Consider the following 16,137-nt stretch of genomic DNA (forward strand, 5'->3'; position numbering starts at 1 on the left):
GACGAAAGCGAACCCCCGAACTTGCCGACGGCAGTACGAATCGGGGCGACAATGGCGGCGCGGCGCAGGGGCATGTCAGTTTTTCTCCATGGTTCAGCCGACGCCGACGATACCAGCGTCGATCAGGCGGGCGATCTCACCCGACGGAAGGGAAAGGCGGCTGCCGAGTATTTCTTCGCTATGCTCGCCGTTGCGCGGCGCGGGGCGCGGCGGCTGGCGCTCGTGCTGCGGCAATGTCGCAAAGGCGCCCGCGGCGGGATAGGCGAAACCGCTGGGGTTTTCGGCCGCGCCGAAGATCGGGTTATCGGCGACCAGCGCGGGATCCTGCACCGCATCGTGCATCGTGCGATAGGGCGAATGGACGATGCCGCCGGCGTCGAAAGCGGCGGCCAGATCGGTGTGCTCGCGGTTTGCTATTGCGGCTTCGAACAGCGGATAAAGCGCGTCGCGATGGGTGAAACGAAGCCCGTCGTCGGTCGCGAAAGACACGCCGCGCGCCGCTTCGACCGCTGCAATCGCTTCGCCGAGACCCAGCGCGACAATCAGATTGGCCCATTGGCGCGGGGTGACGACGACGATCATCGTCCGCTGGCCGTCGCGGGTCACGAAATCGCGTCCGAACAGGCCGTAAACGGCGTTGCCAAGGCGCGGGCGGTTGGCGCCGGTGTAAAGCACCTCGGCCACCCCGCCGAGGTTGGCGACGGTGCCGATCGCGACGTCGGACAGCGGCAGGCGAACCTCGCCCCCCTCTCCCGTCGTGGTCCGCCGCTGGATCGCCGCGAGCAGGGCAAAGGCAGCATAGGCGCCGGTGAGCAGATCCCACGCCGGCAGCACATGATTGACCGGATCGGGCCCGGCGCCGGTAAGCATCGGATAGCCGACGCTGTTGTTGACGGTATAGTCGAGCGCGGGCGAGCCGTCGGCCCAGCCCATCACGCGCACCGTGATCAGGTCGACGCGTCCCTCGGCGAGGACGTCATGCGACAGGAAACCGCCCACCGGGAAATTGGTGACGAACTGGCCAGTCGCACGCACCAGCGCCTGAAGCAGTTCACGCCCCTCGGGCCGGCCAAGGTCGAGCGCAACCGACTTTTTCGCGCGGTTCAGATTTTCCCAATAAAGCGAGTCATTGGCGCCGGTCACCGGCCACCGGCGAAAATCGGGCCCGCCGCCGATCTGGTCGACACGGATCACTTCGGCGCCCATCTGCGCACAGTAAAGTCCGGCGGTCGGAGAGGCGACGAAGGACGATGCTTCGATCACCGACAGGCCGGCCAGCAGGTCGTACATCCGGCCCCGTCTCCCGCGAAATCCCCGGCATCAACCGCCGTGGGAAGCCATTTGGCGCGCCCAAGGATGTCGAAACCCCCGGCCTGTGCCTTCGCAGCGGGTACTAAAGGTCCGAATCATTCAGCGCAAGGGCCCCGGAATTTTAGACTAAGTTATTATTATAAAATATAAAAATAAATCGACAGATCCGAAGCCACATCGGATGGGCCGAAAAGATCAGGCGCCCGGCGCCTTATCATAGGCCAGGCGGAACCCGACATTGCTCGTTCCGAGCCCGGGGTCGCGGCCCTGCCGCGAGGCCGGGCGGTAACGCTGGCAATAATTGGGCGCACACAGATAGCTTCCCCCTTTCACCGTGCGCGACGGCATGCCGGGATTGAGCGGGTCATAGGCGTTGTTCGCGTCGGGACCCTTCGGATTGTTCTGGTCGTCGGGATTGTGACCGGGCTTGAAGAAATCGGCGGTCACTTCCCAGACATTGCCAACCATGTCGTAGAGCCCGTTCGCGTTCGGCTTGTAACAGCCCACCGGCGCCACGCCCTTGAAACCGTCGGTTTCGGCGTTGTAGTTGGGGAAAGCGCCCTGCCAGCTGTTCGCCTCGGCAGGCTGGACATTTTTCGATCGCCGGCCGGCGCTCGCCGCATATTCCCATTCGGCCTCGGTCGGGATGCGCCCGCCGGCCCATTTGGCGTAAGCGATCATATCGTCCCACGCGAGGTGAACAACCGGTTCGTTCGCGACCCGGTCGGGACCCTTCGGGCCATAAGGCTTTTTCCAGTTCGCCCCGGGCACATATTTCCACCAGTCGGAATAATTGTTCGACGGAAAATCGGGCGGTGTGAACACCGCCGAACCGGCCTTCAGCATGTCGGGCGGGATCTGCGCGGCGGGGACCCGAAACTGCTTCGGATCGACCGGCTTTTCGGCGACGGTGCTATAGCCGGTTGCCTCGACGAAAGCGGCAAACTGGCGGTTCGTGACCTCATGCGGGTCGATCCAGAAGCCAGCGACCGTCGTTAGCCGTACCGGCCCTTCCTCGGCGTAGACATCGTCCTCGCCCATCTCGAAACGGCCGCCCGCAAGCTTCACCGGCACGTCGGCGATTGTCGGGCATTGGCGTGGAGGGGCAACGGCAACCTGCTTTTCCCCGGATCCGCCGTCTTCGCCGCACGCGGCAAGCGCAACGAGCAGCGAGGTGCCAAGGATAAGCGACAGGACCGAACGGGTCATATTCTTCTCCAACCGGGCGACGATAGCCCGCATCCAGCCAATCTCTAGCGCTCAATAATATGGAGATTCAACGGCTTCGATTCGGGGCCGATATTCGAACACCGCCGTTTCACCCGCGAAATGCCACCAGAGTAACAATGCGGCCAGGGGCCGGCTCCGAAGTCGTTTATCGAAGCAATACAAGATACTGAAATATAAAGAGAAATGGCGCACCCGAAGGGATTCGAACCCCTGGCCTCTGCCTTCGGAGGGCAGCGCTCTATCCAGCTGAGCTACGGGTGCGGACAGAGCGCGGCCTCTAGCAAGCCCGCGCCGTGCCAGCAATGGCCTATCGACCGCTTGCCGCGGATATGCCAAGCGGGGCCGGCGCATGGGCCAAGGAGCATTGGTGAAGTCGTCCGAACCCTATTGGCCGATGGCGGCCGACCTTTATGGCGAGATGCAGCTCGAGGCGAATCCGCCCGCGCGGCGCCGCGGGCGCGATTATCTGCCGGGCATCCTCGTCACCGCCATCGCCGCGCTCGCCGCGGCATGGCTCGCCGATCACTATGGCGCGCCGCTGGTGCTGATGGGATTGCTGATCGGCCTCGCCTTGAGCTTCCTGTCGCAGGACAAACGCACCCACGCCGGGCTCGATCTCATGTCGCAGACCGCGCTGCGCATCGGGATCGTGCTTGTCGGCGCGCGGATCACCGCGCAGCAGCTCGTCGAACTCGGTCCGCTTCCGTTCGCGCTGCTCGTGCTGATCATGCTCGCGGTCATCCTCGTCACGGTGGCGAGCGCACGCCTGTTTGCGCAGGATCGCCACGCCGCGCTGCTTGCGGGCGGCGCAACCGCGATCTGCGGCGCCTCGGCCGCGCTCGCGCTCTATTCGCTGATTGGCGACAAGCGCGTCGATCAGGCGCGATTCACCCTCACGCTCGTCGGGATCACCGTCGCCAGCGCCTTTGCGATGACGCTCTACCCCATACTCGCCGCCGAACTTGGCCTGACCGATGCGCAAGCGGGGTTCCTGATCGGCGCGTCGATCCATGACGTCGCGCAGGCGATCGGCGGCGGCTTCTCTTTCTCCCCGCAGGCGGGCGAAGTTGCGACCATCGTCAAACTGACCCGCGTTGCGCTGCTCGCACCAATGCTGATGCTCGTCGCATTCTGGCTCGGCCGCAGCGGTGAAAGCGATGGGAAGACGAGTATCCCGCTGCGCCTGCCCTGGTTCATCGTCGGTTTTCTCGCGATTGCGGCGGTCAATTCGCTGATTGCTATTCCGAAGCCGGTACAAGGCGCCGCGGCCACCGGGGCGCAGGCGCTGCTGCTGCTCGCGATCGTCGCGACGGCGATGAAGGCGCGGCTGCATCTGTTGCTCGATCAGGGATGGCGTAGTTTCGCGCCGATCATCGTCGCGACGCTGACCAGCTTCCTGCTCTCGCTCGCCGCCGCGCTCTGCCTGTGACGCCGCGCCGTCAGCGCGACAGGCTTGAATTTCAGCTTTTGGGTAGCGCCCAGCTGACCGTCAGTTGCGTTGCGCGGCGCGGAATATCGAGCTTTGCCTCGCTGAAATTGACCTTTTCGTTGGGCGGCAGCATCCGTACCGGCGGCTTGATCGTCCAGCTATAAACGATCGTCCCCTGCGCATCGCGCAGTTCGGCGAGGATCGGCGGAACGCGCTGTTCGCGGTCGGTCGGGTTGATGATCACCCCCGACGCGGCGAAATAGATCGTGCCGTCGGCCAGTTCGCGATGATCCTGGTTCGGCGGCAGTTCGATCACCAGATCGGGTTCGGCGGCCATTCCCGGCAGGCCCAGCCCCTGGGCCCAGCTCGGCAGACCGAAATAATAAAGGCCCGCGGTTGCGGCGAGCATCAGCACCGCGGCGCTCGCCGCTATGGCGGTCCAGCGCTTAGCGGGGTTGCGCCGCGGGCGGCGGAAGGGCAGCGGCGCTTCGGCGGCGGCGGGGACCGGACGCGGCGCCGGATCGACGGGAGCGGCAGCAAAGGCCGGCGGCGGAGCGGCTGCTTCGGCGACGGGCGCGGGGGGATCGGAATAGGTCGCGGCGTCCGAAACCGACGCGGGCTCGGGCGCCGACGCAGGGTCAGGCGCGGAAACCGGCGCCGCTGCGGCGGAAGCCGAGGGCTCCTGGAACCAGCTGTGACGGCAATTGGCGCAGCGCACCGTGCGGCCCGTGGGTCCGATTGCCGTATCGGGCACGACGTAGCGCGTATGGCAGGACGGACAGGCGAGGATCATAAGGTTCCTCTAAACACGCTGATTCGCGGCGTTGCAAGCGCCGCGTAGCAATGCCGCTCCTACTCGCCGCTTTACGTCGCCGAACAGCCGTGTAACAGGCATCAGCATGAGCGCCGATGCTCCCCTGTTCCGCAGACCGGCCATGGCGCAACGCCATGTACGGGTGACGCCATGACGGACGGCTCGCCGGCACGGCCGGGCGGCGCGATGGTCGAATTCGACGGCGTCGGCCTCCGCTATGGCCCCGATGCCGAGGTTTTGAGCGATGTCAGCTTCAACCTCCAGCCGGGCAGCTTCTATTTCCTCACCGGCGCGTCGGGCGCCGGCAAGACCTCGCTGCTGAAGATGCTATATCTTGCGCAGCGTCCCAGCCGCGGCATCGTCCGCCTGTTCGGCGAAGATCTGGTCGCGATGCCGCGCCAGCGCTTGCCGGGATTTCGCCGCCGGATCGGGGTCGTGTTCCAGGATTTCCGGCTGATCCCGCATTTGTCGGCGCGCGACAATATCGCGCTGCCGCTGCGTATCGCCGGCGTGAGCGAGGAGGATCTGTCGGGTCCGGTCGGCGAAATGCTGAGCTGGATCGGGCTCGGCGACCGCGCCGAGGCGCGCCCGGCGACGCTGTCGGGCGGCGAGCAACAGCGGGTCGCGATCGCGCGCGCGGTGATCGCGCGGCCGCAATTGCTCGTCGCCGACGAACCGACGGGTAACGTCGATCCCGAAATGGCGATGCGATTGTTGGGATTGTTCGAGGCACTCAACCGCCTTGGCACCACCGTCGTCGTCGCGACCCACGACATCCATCTGATCAGCCGCATCGAAAATGCGCAAATGATGCGGCTCGAGAAGGGCCGGCTTTCCGATCCCACGGGGGCGCTGCGCTATCCGCCGGCAAACCGAAGCTGATGGGCCGGGCATGATCATCCCGCGCGTTCCCGTCCAGCATCGCCGCCTGCTTCCCGACCGCCGCCTGTCGGGTCCGACGCCATGGGTGATCGCGATCCTGATGATGCTGACCTTGCTCGCCGCCGCAGCCGGGGTCGGGCTTGCGCGTTCGGCGAACGCGATCGGTGCCGCGATCGCGGGGCGCGTCACGGTCCAGATCGTCACCGCCAATCCGGTGACGCGCGCGCAGCAGGCCGCCGCACTTCGCCGCGCCGCCGCCGCCCAGCCCTTCGTTCTTTCGGCGCGGTCGGTCGAACAGGAAGAGTTGCAGGCGACGCTCGGCCAATGGTTCGGCAGCGCCGAAGGTGACGATCCGGTGCTGAAATCGCTTCCGCTGCCCGCGTTGGTCGACATCGATTTCGTCGGCGAGGATCGCACCGGCCATATGCGCCAGTTGCAGGCGCTGGTCGCGCGCGAAGCGCCGGGTGCGCGGATCATCCCGCACGCCGAATGGCTTGGCCCGGTCGCCCGATTGATCCGTTCGCTCGCCTGGATCGCCGGCGGCATGGTGGTGCTGATGACGCTGGCCAGCGCAGCGGTGGTGATCATGACCGCGCGCGCGGCGCTCGCAACGCATTTTCCGACGATCGAGATGCTGCACCTGATCGGAGCGACCGACCGCCAGATCACCCGTCTGTTCCAGCGCCGCATCGCGATCGATACCGCCTATGGCATCGCGCTCGGTACCATCGTCGCCGCGGCGATCCTGCTCCTGATCGGCTGGCAATGGTCGGGTGTCACGTCGGGACTCGCCGCGACCGCATCCTTCGGTCCCGCAGGCTGGGCGCTCTTGCTGGCGCTCCCGCTATTGGCTATCGCGCTCGCAGCCCTGACCGCGCGCCAGACCCTGCTCGCGGCGCTCAAGAAGATTCTATGATAAAGCGCCTGATTTCCCTTTTTTTCCTGGCCTGGGTGCTCGGTTTCGCGTGGTTCGCGCTGCTGCTGCCGCTGCCCGCCGGCGCGCAAAAAACCGACGCGATCGTCGTGCTCACCGGCGGACCCGGGCGGATCGACCGCGCGCTCGAACGGCTCGAGGCGGGCGATGCCAAGCGCCTGTTGATCAGCGGCGTCGCGCGCGAAGTGAAACCGCGCGAACTCGCCGTGACCTACAAACGCCCGATCGACCTGTTCGACTGCTGCATCGCTTTGGGGTTCGAGGCCGAGGATACGCGCTCGAACGCGACCGAGGTCGCGACCTGGACCCAGCGGCGCAAATATAAGAGCATCCGGCTGATCACAACCGACTGGCATATGCGCCGCGCCGAATATGAAATCGGCCGTGCGGTCGGCGACAAGGTGACCATCCTGCCCGATGCAGTGCGCAGCCAGCCCAATTTCGCGACGCTGTTTCGCGAATATCATAAATATCTGGCCGGACTGGCGGGCGGACTGCTCGGCCTGTGAAATACATGATTGCCCTGATCCGCTCGATCCTGTTCTGGATCGCCTTCTTCGTGATGAGCGCCATCTCGTCGATCGGCGGAGTCGTCGCGCTGCCCATCTCGCACCGCGGCACGATCTTCTTCGTCCGCATCTGGGCGAAGGCACACCGGCTGTTCTGCCGTTATCTGCTCGGACAGACGATCATCGTCGAGGGCGAGATGCCCGATATCCCCGTCCTCTATGTCTTCAAGCATGAATCGGCATTCGAAACGGTCGAACAGCCGGGGCTGTTCAAGCATCCCGCGGTATTCGCCAAGGAAGAGCTGTTTTCGATCCCGGTCTGGGGGCAGGCGGCGCGTTTCTACGGCCTGATCCCCGTCGACCGCGATGGCGGCGGCAAGGCGATGCGCGCGATGCTCAGCGCAGCCAAGGCCGCGCTCGCCGCGAGCCGGCCGCTAGTGCTGTTCGCCGAAGGGACGCGCGTCCCGCATGGCGAGGCGCCGCAGTTGCGCCCGGGCTTTGCCGGGATGTACCGCCTTCTCGGGGTCGATGTGATCCCGGTCGCGGTGAACAGCGGCCTCGCCTTTCCACCGCGCCGCTGGGTCAAATGGCCGGGCACGATCACCTACAAGATCGGCGAGACGATCCCCGCCGGTCTGCCGCGCGAGGAAGCTGAAGAGCGCGTGCGGGTCGCGATCAATGCGCTGAACCCGCCCGAAGCGCTGCTTGCCGGAAACGCCGTGGCTTAATGCTTCCGCCCGAAATCGGGTGCCGGATCGTCCTGCCCTTCGGCGATGATCGACCGACGGATCGCGCGGGTGCGCGTGAACCATTCCTCAAGCTTGTCGGCATCGCCGCGGCGGATCGCCTGCTGAAGGACCGTCAGATCCTCGTTGAAGCGCTGCAAGGTCGCCAGCACGGCATCCTTGTTCGCTAAAAATACGTCGCGCCACATCACCGGATCGCTCGCCGCGATGCGCGTGAAATCGCGGAAACCGCCCGCCGAATATTTGATCACTTCGCTCTCGGTGACCTCTTCGAGCTCGCTCGCGGTGCCGACGATCGTATAGGCGATCAGATGCGGCAAATGGCTGGTCACCGCGAGCACCATGTCGTGGTGCGCCGCATCCATGATATCGACCTTGGCGCCCAGCGCCTGCCAGAATCCGGTCAATGCCGCCACGGCGTCCTCTGGCGCATCGGCGCCCGGCGTCACGATGCACCAGCGGCCCTCGAACAACGTCGCAAAGCCTGCCGCAGGGCCGCTATTCTCGGTCCCTGCCACCGGATGCGCGGGAATGACGACATGCCCGGGGAGCGCCTTGGCCAGCGCTTCGGCGACGCCGGCCTTCGACGAACCGACATCGGAAATGATCGCGCCGGCCTTCAGTCCCGTCGCAATCGCCGCCGCCGCGTCGGCCATGCGGCCGACCGGGACCGCCAGAATGACAAGGTCGGCGTCGGCAACAGCCTTCATGGCGTCGTCGGCAATCGCATCGCATAGCTCGAGGTCTCGCGCGATTGCGCGCACCTCGGCGCTGGCGTCATGGCCGGTCACCACCGCATGCGGCAGCCGGTCCTTGATCGCACGCGCGATCGAAGAGCCAATCAGGCCCAGTCCGATAATCGCGACGCGCTCGAACGCCATCAGCCGTTCAGCGCGGCACGGATCGCCGCCGCCAGTCCGCGCGTCTCGTCTTCGGTGCCGATCGTCATGCGCAAAGCATTCGGCAGCCCCTGCCCCGGCAGCCAGCGCACGATATATCCCGCCTCCATCAGCCGGTTATACACCGTCTCGGCGCCGACATCGCCCTCGAACAGCACGAGCAGGAAGTTGCACGCCGACGGCACAACGCGAATGCCATGATTGCCAAGGCTTTCGAGTTCCCCCGCCAGCCAGCTGCGCCATTTCGCATTATGGTCGCGGCTGGCGTTCACGAAATCATCGTCGCCGAGCGCGGCGATCGCCGCCGCCTGCCCCGCGCGGGTGACGTTGAACGGCAGGCGAATGCGGTGCAGCGCCGAAATCACCTCAGCGGCGGCATAGCCCCAGCCGATGCGCTCGGCCGCCAGCCCGTGGATCTTCGAATAGGTGCGCGTGATGAAAACATTGGGCTGCGTCTTCGCCAGTTCGAGCCCGCCATCATCCTCGGCCTCCGACAGATATTCGGAATAGGCCTGATCGATCACGAACAGGACGTTCCTGGGCAGTCCCGCGTAAAGCCGCGCGACCTCTTCGCGCGTTGCCAGCGTACCCGTCGGGTTGTTCGGGTTGGCGAGGTAGACGACGCGCGTCTTGTCGGTCACCGCCGCCAGCAACGCATCGACATCGGTCGCATAATCCTTGTCGTCGGCCTCGACCGGCACCGCGCCGACACGCCGCGCCGCGATCTCGTACACCGCAAAGCCATAGCGAACGTACAGGATCTCGTCGCCGACGCCGGCATAGGTGCCCGCCGCGAGATGCAGCAATTCGTCCGACCCGTTACCGCAGATGATCCGTGCCGGATCGAGCCCGAATTTCGCCGCGATCGTTTCGCGCAATTCCGCCGCGCCGGGGTCGGGATAGCGCGACAGCGCATCCGCGCTGGCGAGCGACGCGCGGAACGCCTCGCGTGCCTTTTCGCCGGTGCCGAGCGGATTCTCGTTCGCGGACAGCTTGATCAACGGGCGGCCATCGGCGCCCGCTGACTTGCCGGGAACATAGGGGGCGATGCCGCTGATCCACGGCTTCGGAGTAAGCGTGCTGTTGCTGTCGGTCATGCCGCGCCGTTTAACGGCTGCGCGCCCCAAGTCCAGCGTCTAGTCCAGCACGTTGACACGGTGCGCGCGCCCGCTTAGCCCCGCCGCACGATGGCAAGCCTGCTCCACGATATCCGGCATCATAGCGTGACGATTGCCGCACCGCTGCCGCTCGACAGCGGGCAGGTTCTGGGATCGGTGACGATCGCCTATCAAAGCTATGGCGTGCTCAACGCCGACAAGTCGAATGCGGTGCTGATCTGTCATGCGCTGACCGGCGACCAATATGTCGCGAGCGATCATCCCGCGACCGGAAAGCCCGGCTGGTGGGCGCGCATGGTCGGCCCCGGCAAGCCGATCGACACCGACCGTTTCCACGTCATCTGCGCCAATGTGCTCGGCAGTTGCATGGGATCGAGCGGTCCCGCCTCTCCCGATACGGCGACGGGGGCGCCGCTCGGCATGCAGTTCCCCGTCATCACCATCGCCGACATGGTCCGCGCGCAGGCCATGTTGCTCGATCACCTCGGCATCGCGCGACTTCATGCCGTCGTCGGCGGATCGATGGGCGGGATGCAGGCGCTCGCTTGGGCCGCGACCTATCCCGATCGTCTCGCTTCAGCGCTCGTCATCGCGAGCGCGGCGCGGCATTCGGCGCAGAATATCGCGTTCCACGAGGTCGGGCGGCAGGCGATCATGGCCGACCCTGACTGGCAGGACGGCCAATATTATGGCAGCGCGCGCGCGCCCACCAAGGGCCTCGCGGTCGCGCGCATGGCGGCGCACATCACCTATTTGTCCGAAGAAGGGCTGACCGAGAAGTTCGGCCGCCGCCTGCAGGCGCGCGACATCAAAAGCTTTGGCTTCGACGCCGATTTTCAGGTCGAATCCTATCTGCGGCATCAGGGGCTTGCCTTCACCGACCGCTTCGACGCCAACGCCTATCTCTACATCACGCGCGCGATGGACTATTTCGACCTCGCCGATCCACACGACGGACGGCTCGCGGGTGCGTTTGCCGCGGCGAAGGATGTTCGTTTCACCCTCGTCAGCTTCGACACCGACTGGCTGTACCCCACCTCCGAATCGCGCCGCGTTGTCCAGGCGCTGCAAAGCGTCGGCGCCGCGGCGAGCTTCGTCGAACTGTCGGCGCCCTTCGGCCACGACAGCTTCCTGCTCGACGTCCCCGCCCTTGACCACCTCGTTGCGGGCGCCTTGGGAACGGGCTTCTGATGGCGTTGCGCCCCGATCTCGCGATCATCGCCGATGCGGTCCCCGTGGCGTCGCGCGTGCTCGACGTCGGCTGCGGCGATGGCGAGTTGATGGTTGCGCTGCGCAACAAGGGTGTCGATGCGCGCGGGCTGGAGATCGATCCGGCAAACGTCACCGCGGCGATCGCGCGCGGCCAGTCGGTCGTTCAGGGCGATGCGAATCGCGACCTCGCCGATTATCCCGACGATGCCTTCGATTACGCGATCCTGTCGCAGACGCTGCAGACGACCGAGCGCCCCGACCGCGTTGTAGATGAGTTGCTGCGTATCGCGCCGCGCGCCTTCGTCAGCTTTCCCAATTTCGCGCATTGGCGCGTGCGGCTCGCATTGCTGTGGAATGGCCGGATGCCGGTGACCCGGCTGCTGCCCGTCGCCTGGTACGAAACGCCGAACATCCACCATGTCACGGTCAGCGATTTTCGCGAGCTCGTCCGCGTAAAGGGGATCAAGGTCGAGCGCGTCTGGCACCTTTCCGGCGACAAACCGACGAGCGACGCCGCGGCAAGCTGGCGCGCCGAACATGCGATCTTCCTGATTTCGCGCACCTGATCCTCCCCGCCGCGAAGCGGTGAGGAGGAGGACCGCTCGCGTAACGAGCGGTGGAGGGGCCGGCGCCCTTGCTCCTCCGCAGGCACTTCGTGATGCCACCTCCCCATGCCTGCGGTACAGGGAGGATCGATCGGCTAATCCTGCTTTTTCAGCCCATTCGCGAGCAGATCATTGGCGATCCGCGCGATCTCCGAAATATCGCTCTCGGTGTCCCACAAGCCATAGCGCATCCCCAGAAACACGTTCATCCCGCCGATCGCCCAAGCGTGGACTTCGCTGACGTCGGGACGGATTTCGCCGCGCTCGGCGCCACCTTCCAGCCGCTGCCGCACGCGCGCGACCGTCGTTTCATAATGGCTGCGATAGCTCGCATAATCGACGAACTCCGCCTCATCGATGATCCGGTAGATCTCCTTATGCTCGCGCACGAAGCCGAGATAGGATTCAAGCCCGATACGCTCGGCGCTGATTTCGTCAGGCGCCGCTTGCACCAAAGGCGTGACATGGTCGCGCAATTGCTCGCTCATATATCGGACGAGCGCCTGAAAGATCTCATCCTTCGAATCGAAATAAGTGTAAAAGCTGCCTAGCGCGGTGCCCGCGCGACGCGTGATCGCGCTGATCGACGCCTCGTGAAACCCGCGTTCACCGAATTCGATCGCCGCGGCGTCGAGCAGCTTGCGCAGCGTCCGACGCCCGCGTTCGGTACGCGGCGTCTTGTCGCGCGCATCGCTCATGGCATTCTCTGTCGCGACTGGCGGCTGCTCCATAAAGGCTCTCGTCTCCCTCCGTCGCTGCATCGTGGCTCTTCCGCACCACTGGCAAGCAAAAAACGACGGTTGCACATTCCAAGTTGAAACTTGGTTCATGTTTCATTATTGGATGCGGCGCGGCTTGGCAAGCACCAGCCCCAGAAAACCAAAAAGGGTGGCCAAGGGTCGCCCGCCACATGGGAGAGTCTTCATGCGTCCTTTCGCCCGCTCGCTGCGCCGTGCCGTCCTCGCCACCAGCGCGCTTTCGATGATTGCCTTTGCGCCGCCCGTCTTCGCACAGGAAGAAGGCGCGATGACCGACGCCGGCGATAATGAGATCATTGTCACCGCGCGCCGCCGCGACGAACGCCTGATCGACGTGCCCGTCGCGATCACCGCCTATTCGGGCGAGGCGCTGGCAAAGGCCGGCGCGATCGACATCACCGACATCGGCCAGACGACCCCGAACACGACATTGGAGGTCTCGCGCGGCACCAACTCGACGCTCAGCGCCTTCATTCGCGGCGTCGGCCAGCAGGACCCGGTCTCGGGCTTCGAACAGGGTGTCGGTCTCTATCTCGACGACGTCTATCTCAACCGTCCGCAGGCTGCGGTGCTCGACATCTACGAGGTCGAACGCATCGAAATCCTGCGCGGGCCGCAGGGCACGCTCTATGGCCGCAACACGATCGGCGGCGCGGTCAAATATGTGACCAAGCAGCTGCCGCAGGAATTCTCTCTCAAGATCAAGGGCACGCTTGGCACCTATGACCAGGCCGACCTCGTCGTGACCGCCAGCGCGCCGATCGGCGACCTGCTGCGCGTCGGCGGCTCGGTTGCGCGCCTGTCGCGCGGCGGCTTTGGCGACAATCTCACCACCGGCCTCGAAAATTATAACAAGGATGTCTGGGCGGGGCGCGGCACCGTCGAACTCGGCGGCTACGACGCCCCGGTGCTGATCCGCATTTCGGGCGATTACACGAAGGACAAGAGCGCGCCGCGCGGCGGCCACCGCCTGATCCCGTCGCTGCTGACAAACGCCCCCGTGCTCGACGATGTGTTCGACAGCCGCGGCGGCCTCAACGATCCGAAGCAGGAGATCGAATCCTACGGCCTCGCAATGAACGTCACGGCCGAACTGAGCGACACGGTGACGATCCGGTCGATCAGCGCCTGGCGCAAGGACACGTCGGCGACCCCAATCGATTTCGACGCGCTGCCCGGCGTCGATATCGACGTTCCCGGCTTCTACTTCAACGAACAGATCAGCCAGGAATTCCAGCTTCTATACGAAGGCGACAAGTTGAAGGGCCTGCTCGGCTTCTATTATCTCGATGCAACCGCCGACACCTTGTTCGACGTCCGCATCTTCAACAATCTCGCGGGCCTGACCGCCTTTACCGAGGCCGATGTCGATACCCAGACCTTCGCGGTGTTCGGCGATTTCACCTATGATTTCAGCGAGCAGCTCAGCCTGTCGGTCGGCGGCCGATATACGTGGGACGAGCGCGAAGCGTCGATCCTGCGCCAGAATTATCTCGGTGGCGGGTCGCCCGTATTCGGCGGCGCGGGGGTCGCTTTTGGCGCCCCCGGCACCAATTTCGACGGCAAGCGCAGCTTCAACAAATTCACCCCGCGCGCCTCGCTGTCGTTCAAGCCGACCCCCGATCATAATGTCTACGCCAGCTATTCGCAGGGATTCAAAGGCGGCGGTTTCGATCCGCGCGGCGTCGGCGTCAACGCGCCCGCCGCCATCCCGGGCGCGCCGACCGATGCCGAAGTCGCCTCGTTCCTGAGCTTCCGCCCCGAAAAGGTCGAAAGCTACGAAGTCGGCTACAAGGGCAGCCTGATGGACGGCGCGGTCAATGTCGCGCTCGCCGCTTTCTATGCCGATTACACCGACGTCCAGATCCCGGGCTCGGTCGCCTGCACTGTCAGCGGCCTGCCCAGCTTCTGCGGCGTCGTGTCGAACGCGGGCAAGGCGACCTTCAAGGGCGTCGAATTCGAAGGCCGCGCGCGGCTTGGTCGGGATCTGGCGACTGCGGGCGACCGGCTGACGCTGTCGACCGCGCTCGGTTATATCCAGGCCGATTATAAGGAATATATCTCGAACATCCTCGTCGGCGGGATCAACACCCCGACCGACGTGTCGGATTTCCGTGAGGTGCAGAATACGCCCAAATGGACCGCCAGCGGCACCCTCGCCTACTCCACCCCGATCGGCGACGGCGACCTCAGCTTCGGCACGACGCTGTCGTATCGCAGCAAGACCTATCAGTTCGAAATCCCGAACCCCTATATCGACCAGAAGGGCTTCGCGTTGTGGGACGCCAGCCTTGTCTACACCGCGCCCGACGATCGCTGGAGCCTCGGCGTGTTCGGCAAGAATCTGACGAACAAGGAATATAAGACCTCGGGCTACACCTTCATCAACGTCAATCCGGTTACCGGCGTGCCTGTCACCACACCCAACGGCCTGCCGACCTCCGCGCTCGGCCGCGAAGGCACGCTGACCGCCTTTTACGGCAATCCGCGGCAGGTTTTCGTCACCGGCACCGTGAAATTCTGATTATTCGATAATAAGGGGAAAGGGGCGTCCGTTGCGGCGCCCCTTTTTCTATGAGGCGAGTGGCGGTGCCCCGGTCGCGGCGACCATGCGCTCGCCGTCGATGACGATCGGACTCGCAACGCCGTCGATCGCGGCACCTTCCGGACGGAAGCGCATCCCGCGCGCCTGAACCTGCGGATCGGCGAACACTTGGGCAAGGTCGTTGATCGGCCCCGCGGGCACGCCCTCGGCCTCGAGCGCGAGCGACAGTGGCTGCGCATCCCATGTGGCGATCTTCGCCGCGAGCAGCGGGATCAGCTCGGTCCGGTTCGCCAACCGCGCGGCATTATTCACAAAGCGCGGGTCGTCGGCCCATTCGGGCACCCCCAGAATCGCGCACAGCTTGCGATATTGCCCGTCATTGCCGACCGCGATCACCAGCTGGCCATCGGCGGTCGCAAAGACCTGATAGGGCACCACATTGACGTGGGCATTGCCCATCCGCTTCGGAACCACCCCGCTCGCCAGATAATTGGCCGCCTGATTCGCAAGCACCGCGACCTGTGAATCGAGCAACGCCATATCGACATGCGCGCCCGCCCCGGTGACGTCACGACGTCGCAGCGCGGCAAGGATCGCGACCGCCGAATACATGCCGGTGAAGATATCGGCATAAGCAATTCCGGCCTTTTGCGGCGGCCCGTCGGGGTCGCCGGTTAGCGACATGAAGCCGCTCATCGCCTGGACGATATAATCATATCCCGCGCGGTGCGCATAAGGCCCGGTCTGTCCGAAACCGGTGATCGAACAGACGACCAGTCGCGCGAAATCGGCGCGGAGCCGCGCGGGATCGAGCCCATATTTGACGAGCCCGCCGACCTTGTAATTCTCGATGACGACATCGGCGCCGGCCAGCAGCGCACGCACCTCGGCCTGCCCTTCCGTGCTCGCGATGTCGATCGCAACGCTCTGCTTGCCGCGGTTGCAGCTGTGATAATAGGCCGCACCCAGATCTTCGCCATCGGCGCCGGTGACGAACGGCGGACCCCATTGGCGCGTATCGTCGCCTGCCCCCGGCCGCTCGACCTTGATCACCTCGGCACCGAGGTCGGCGAGCAATTGCCCGCACCAAGGCCCCGCGAGCACCCGCGCCAGTTCGACCACGCGGATGCCCTGCAAAGGTTTTA

At 65.1% G+C, this 16,137-nt stretch carries 15 protein-coding genes and 1 tRNA gene; 8 read left to right on the forward strand and 8 right to left on the reverse strand.

What is annotated here, in order from left to right:
* Positions 1–93: 93 nt before the first annotated feature.
* From AC3A43_RS08080 to AC3A43_RS08090, 3 genes are all read right to left on the reverse strand, one after another.
* The gene (locus AC3A43_RS08080) at positions 94–1,290 is read right to left on the reverse strand and encodes a CoA transferase (protein ID WP_487792046.1); all 1,197 of its coding nucleotides are present in this window, start codon (positions 1,288–1,290) and stop codon (positions 94–96) included.
* Between the two features lie 216 nt (positions 1,291–1,506).
* Positions 1,507–2,520, reverse strand: a complete 1,014-nt coding sequence (locus AC3A43_RS08085) for a formylglycine-generating enzyme family protein (RefSeq protein WP_487792047.1) — start codon at positions 2,518–2,520, stop codon at positions 1,507–1,509.
* Between the two features lie 205 nt (positions 2,521–2,725).
* Positions 2,726–2,802: transfer RNA gene (locus tag AC3A43_RS08090), tRNA-Arg, on the reverse strand.
* An 88-nt stretch (positions 2,803–2,890) separates the two neighbouring features.
* Between AC3A43_RS08090 and AC3A43_RS08095 the strand changes: the two genes are divergently transcribed.
* Entirely contained in the window at positions 2,891–3,970 is a 1,080-nt protein-coding gene (locus tag AC3A43_RS08095) for a YeiH family protein (RefSeq protein ID WP_487792048.1), read from the forward strand.
* Between the two features lie 31 nt (positions 3,971–4,001).
* Here AC3A43_RS08095 and AC3A43_RS08100 read toward each other — a convergent pair whose 3' ends face one another.
* Positions 4,002–4,763, reverse strand: a complete 762-nt coding sequence (locus tag AC3A43_RS08100; RefSeq protein WP_487792049.1) for a zinc-ribbon domain-containing protein — start codon at positions 4,761–4,763, stop codon at positions 4,002–4,004.
* A gap of 171 nt (positions 4,764–4,934) precedes the next feature.
* Between AC3A43_RS08100 and ftsE the strand changes: the two genes are divergently transcribed.
* The 4 genes from ftsE to AC3A43_RS08120 are packed head-to-tail and all read left to right on the forward strand — an operon-like array spanning position 4,935 to position 7,837.
* A complete protein-coding gene (gene ftsE / locus AC3A43_RS08105) occupies positions 4,935–5,666 on the forward strand; it encodes a cell division ATP-binding protein FtsE (protein ID WP_487792050.1) in 732 nt (243 codons plus the stop codon).
* A gap of 10 nt (positions 5,667–5,676) precedes the next feature.
* Complete coding sequence (locus tag AC3A43_RS08110; RefSeq protein WP_487792051.1) at positions 5,677–6,582, forward strand: cell division protein FtsX; 906 nt, start codon at positions 5,677–5,679, stop codon at positions 6,580–6,582.
* A complete protein-coding gene (locus AC3A43_RS08115) occupies positions 6,579–7,109 on the forward strand; it encodes a YdcF family protein (protein WP_487792052.1) in 531 nt (176 codons plus the stop codon). Before AC3A43_RS08110 ends, AC3A43_RS08115 begins: the two co-directional genes overlap by 4 nt.
* 5 nt (positions 7,110–7,114) lie before the next feature.
* Entirely contained in the window at positions 7,115–7,837 is a 723-nt protein-coding gene (locus AC3A43_RS08120; RefSeq protein WP_487792053.1) for a lysophospholipid acyltransferase family protein, read from the forward strand.
* Here AC3A43_RS08120 and AC3A43_RS08125 read toward each other — a convergent pair.
* Complete coding sequence (locus tag AC3A43_RS08125; protein ID WP_487793023.1) at positions 7,834–8,739, reverse strand: prephenate/arogenate dehydrogenase family protein; 906 nt, start codon at positions 8,737–8,739, stop codon at positions 7,834–7,836. The genes AC3A43_RS08120 and AC3A43_RS08125 overlap by 4 nt on opposite strands.
* Positions 8,736–9,851: a histidinol-phosphate transaminase gene (gene hisC / locus AC3A43_RS08130; RefSeq protein ID WP_487792054.1), complete on the reverse strand. Its 1,116-nt coding sequence runs from the start codon at positions 9,849–9,851 to the stop codon at positions 8,736–8,738. The genes AC3A43_RS08125 and hisC overlap by 4 nt, the downstream gene beginning before the upstream one ends.
* A 90-nt stretch (positions 9,852–9,941) precedes the next feature.
* Between hisC and metX the strand changes: the two genes are divergently transcribed.
* A complete protein-coding gene (gene metX, locus AC3A43_RS08135; RefSeq protein ID WP_487792055.1) occupies positions 9,942–11,063 on the forward strand; it encodes a homoserine O-acetyltransferase MetX in 1,122 nt (373 codons plus the stop codon).
* Complete coding sequence (gene metW, locus AC3A43_RS08140) at positions 11,063–11,650, forward strand: methionine biosynthesis protein MetW (protein WP_487792056.1); 588 nt, start codon at positions 11,063–11,065, stop codon at positions 11,648–11,650. The genes metX and metW overlap by 1 nt, the downstream gene beginning before the upstream one ends.
* A 134-nt stretch (positions 11,651–11,784) precedes the next feature.
* Here the strand turns inward: metW and AC3A43_RS08145 are convergent, their stop codons facing one another.
* Positions 11,785–12,387: a TetR/AcrR family transcriptional regulator gene (locus tag AC3A43_RS08145; protein WP_487792057.1), complete on the reverse strand. Its 603-nt coding sequence runs from the start codon at positions 12,385–12,387 to the stop codon at positions 11,785–11,787.
* Positions 12,388–12,670: 283 nt separating this feature from the next.
* Between AC3A43_RS08145 and AC3A43_RS08150 the strand changes: the two genes are divergently transcribed.
* Positions 12,671–14,971 carry a TonB-dependent receptor gene (locus tag AC3A43_RS08150; protein WP_487793024.1) on the forward strand — a complete coding sequence of 767 codons (2,301 nt, stop codon included), beginning with the start codon at positions 12,671–12,673 and terminating at the stop codon, positions 14,969–14,971.
* A 48-nt stretch (positions 14,972–15,019) separates the two neighbouring features.
* On the opposite strand, the gene AC3A43_RS08155 is transcribed toward AC3A43_RS08150, so the two are convergent.
* Positions 15,020–16,129, reverse strand: a complete 1,110-nt coding sequence (locus AC3A43_RS08155) for a CaiB/BaiF CoA transferase family protein (RefSeq protein WP_487792058.1) — start codon at positions 16,127–16,129, stop codon at positions 15,020–15,022.
* Positions 16,130–16,137 lie beyond the last annotated feature (8 nt).

This window comes from Sphingopyxis sp. Soil_C_28 (assembly GCF_057657055.1).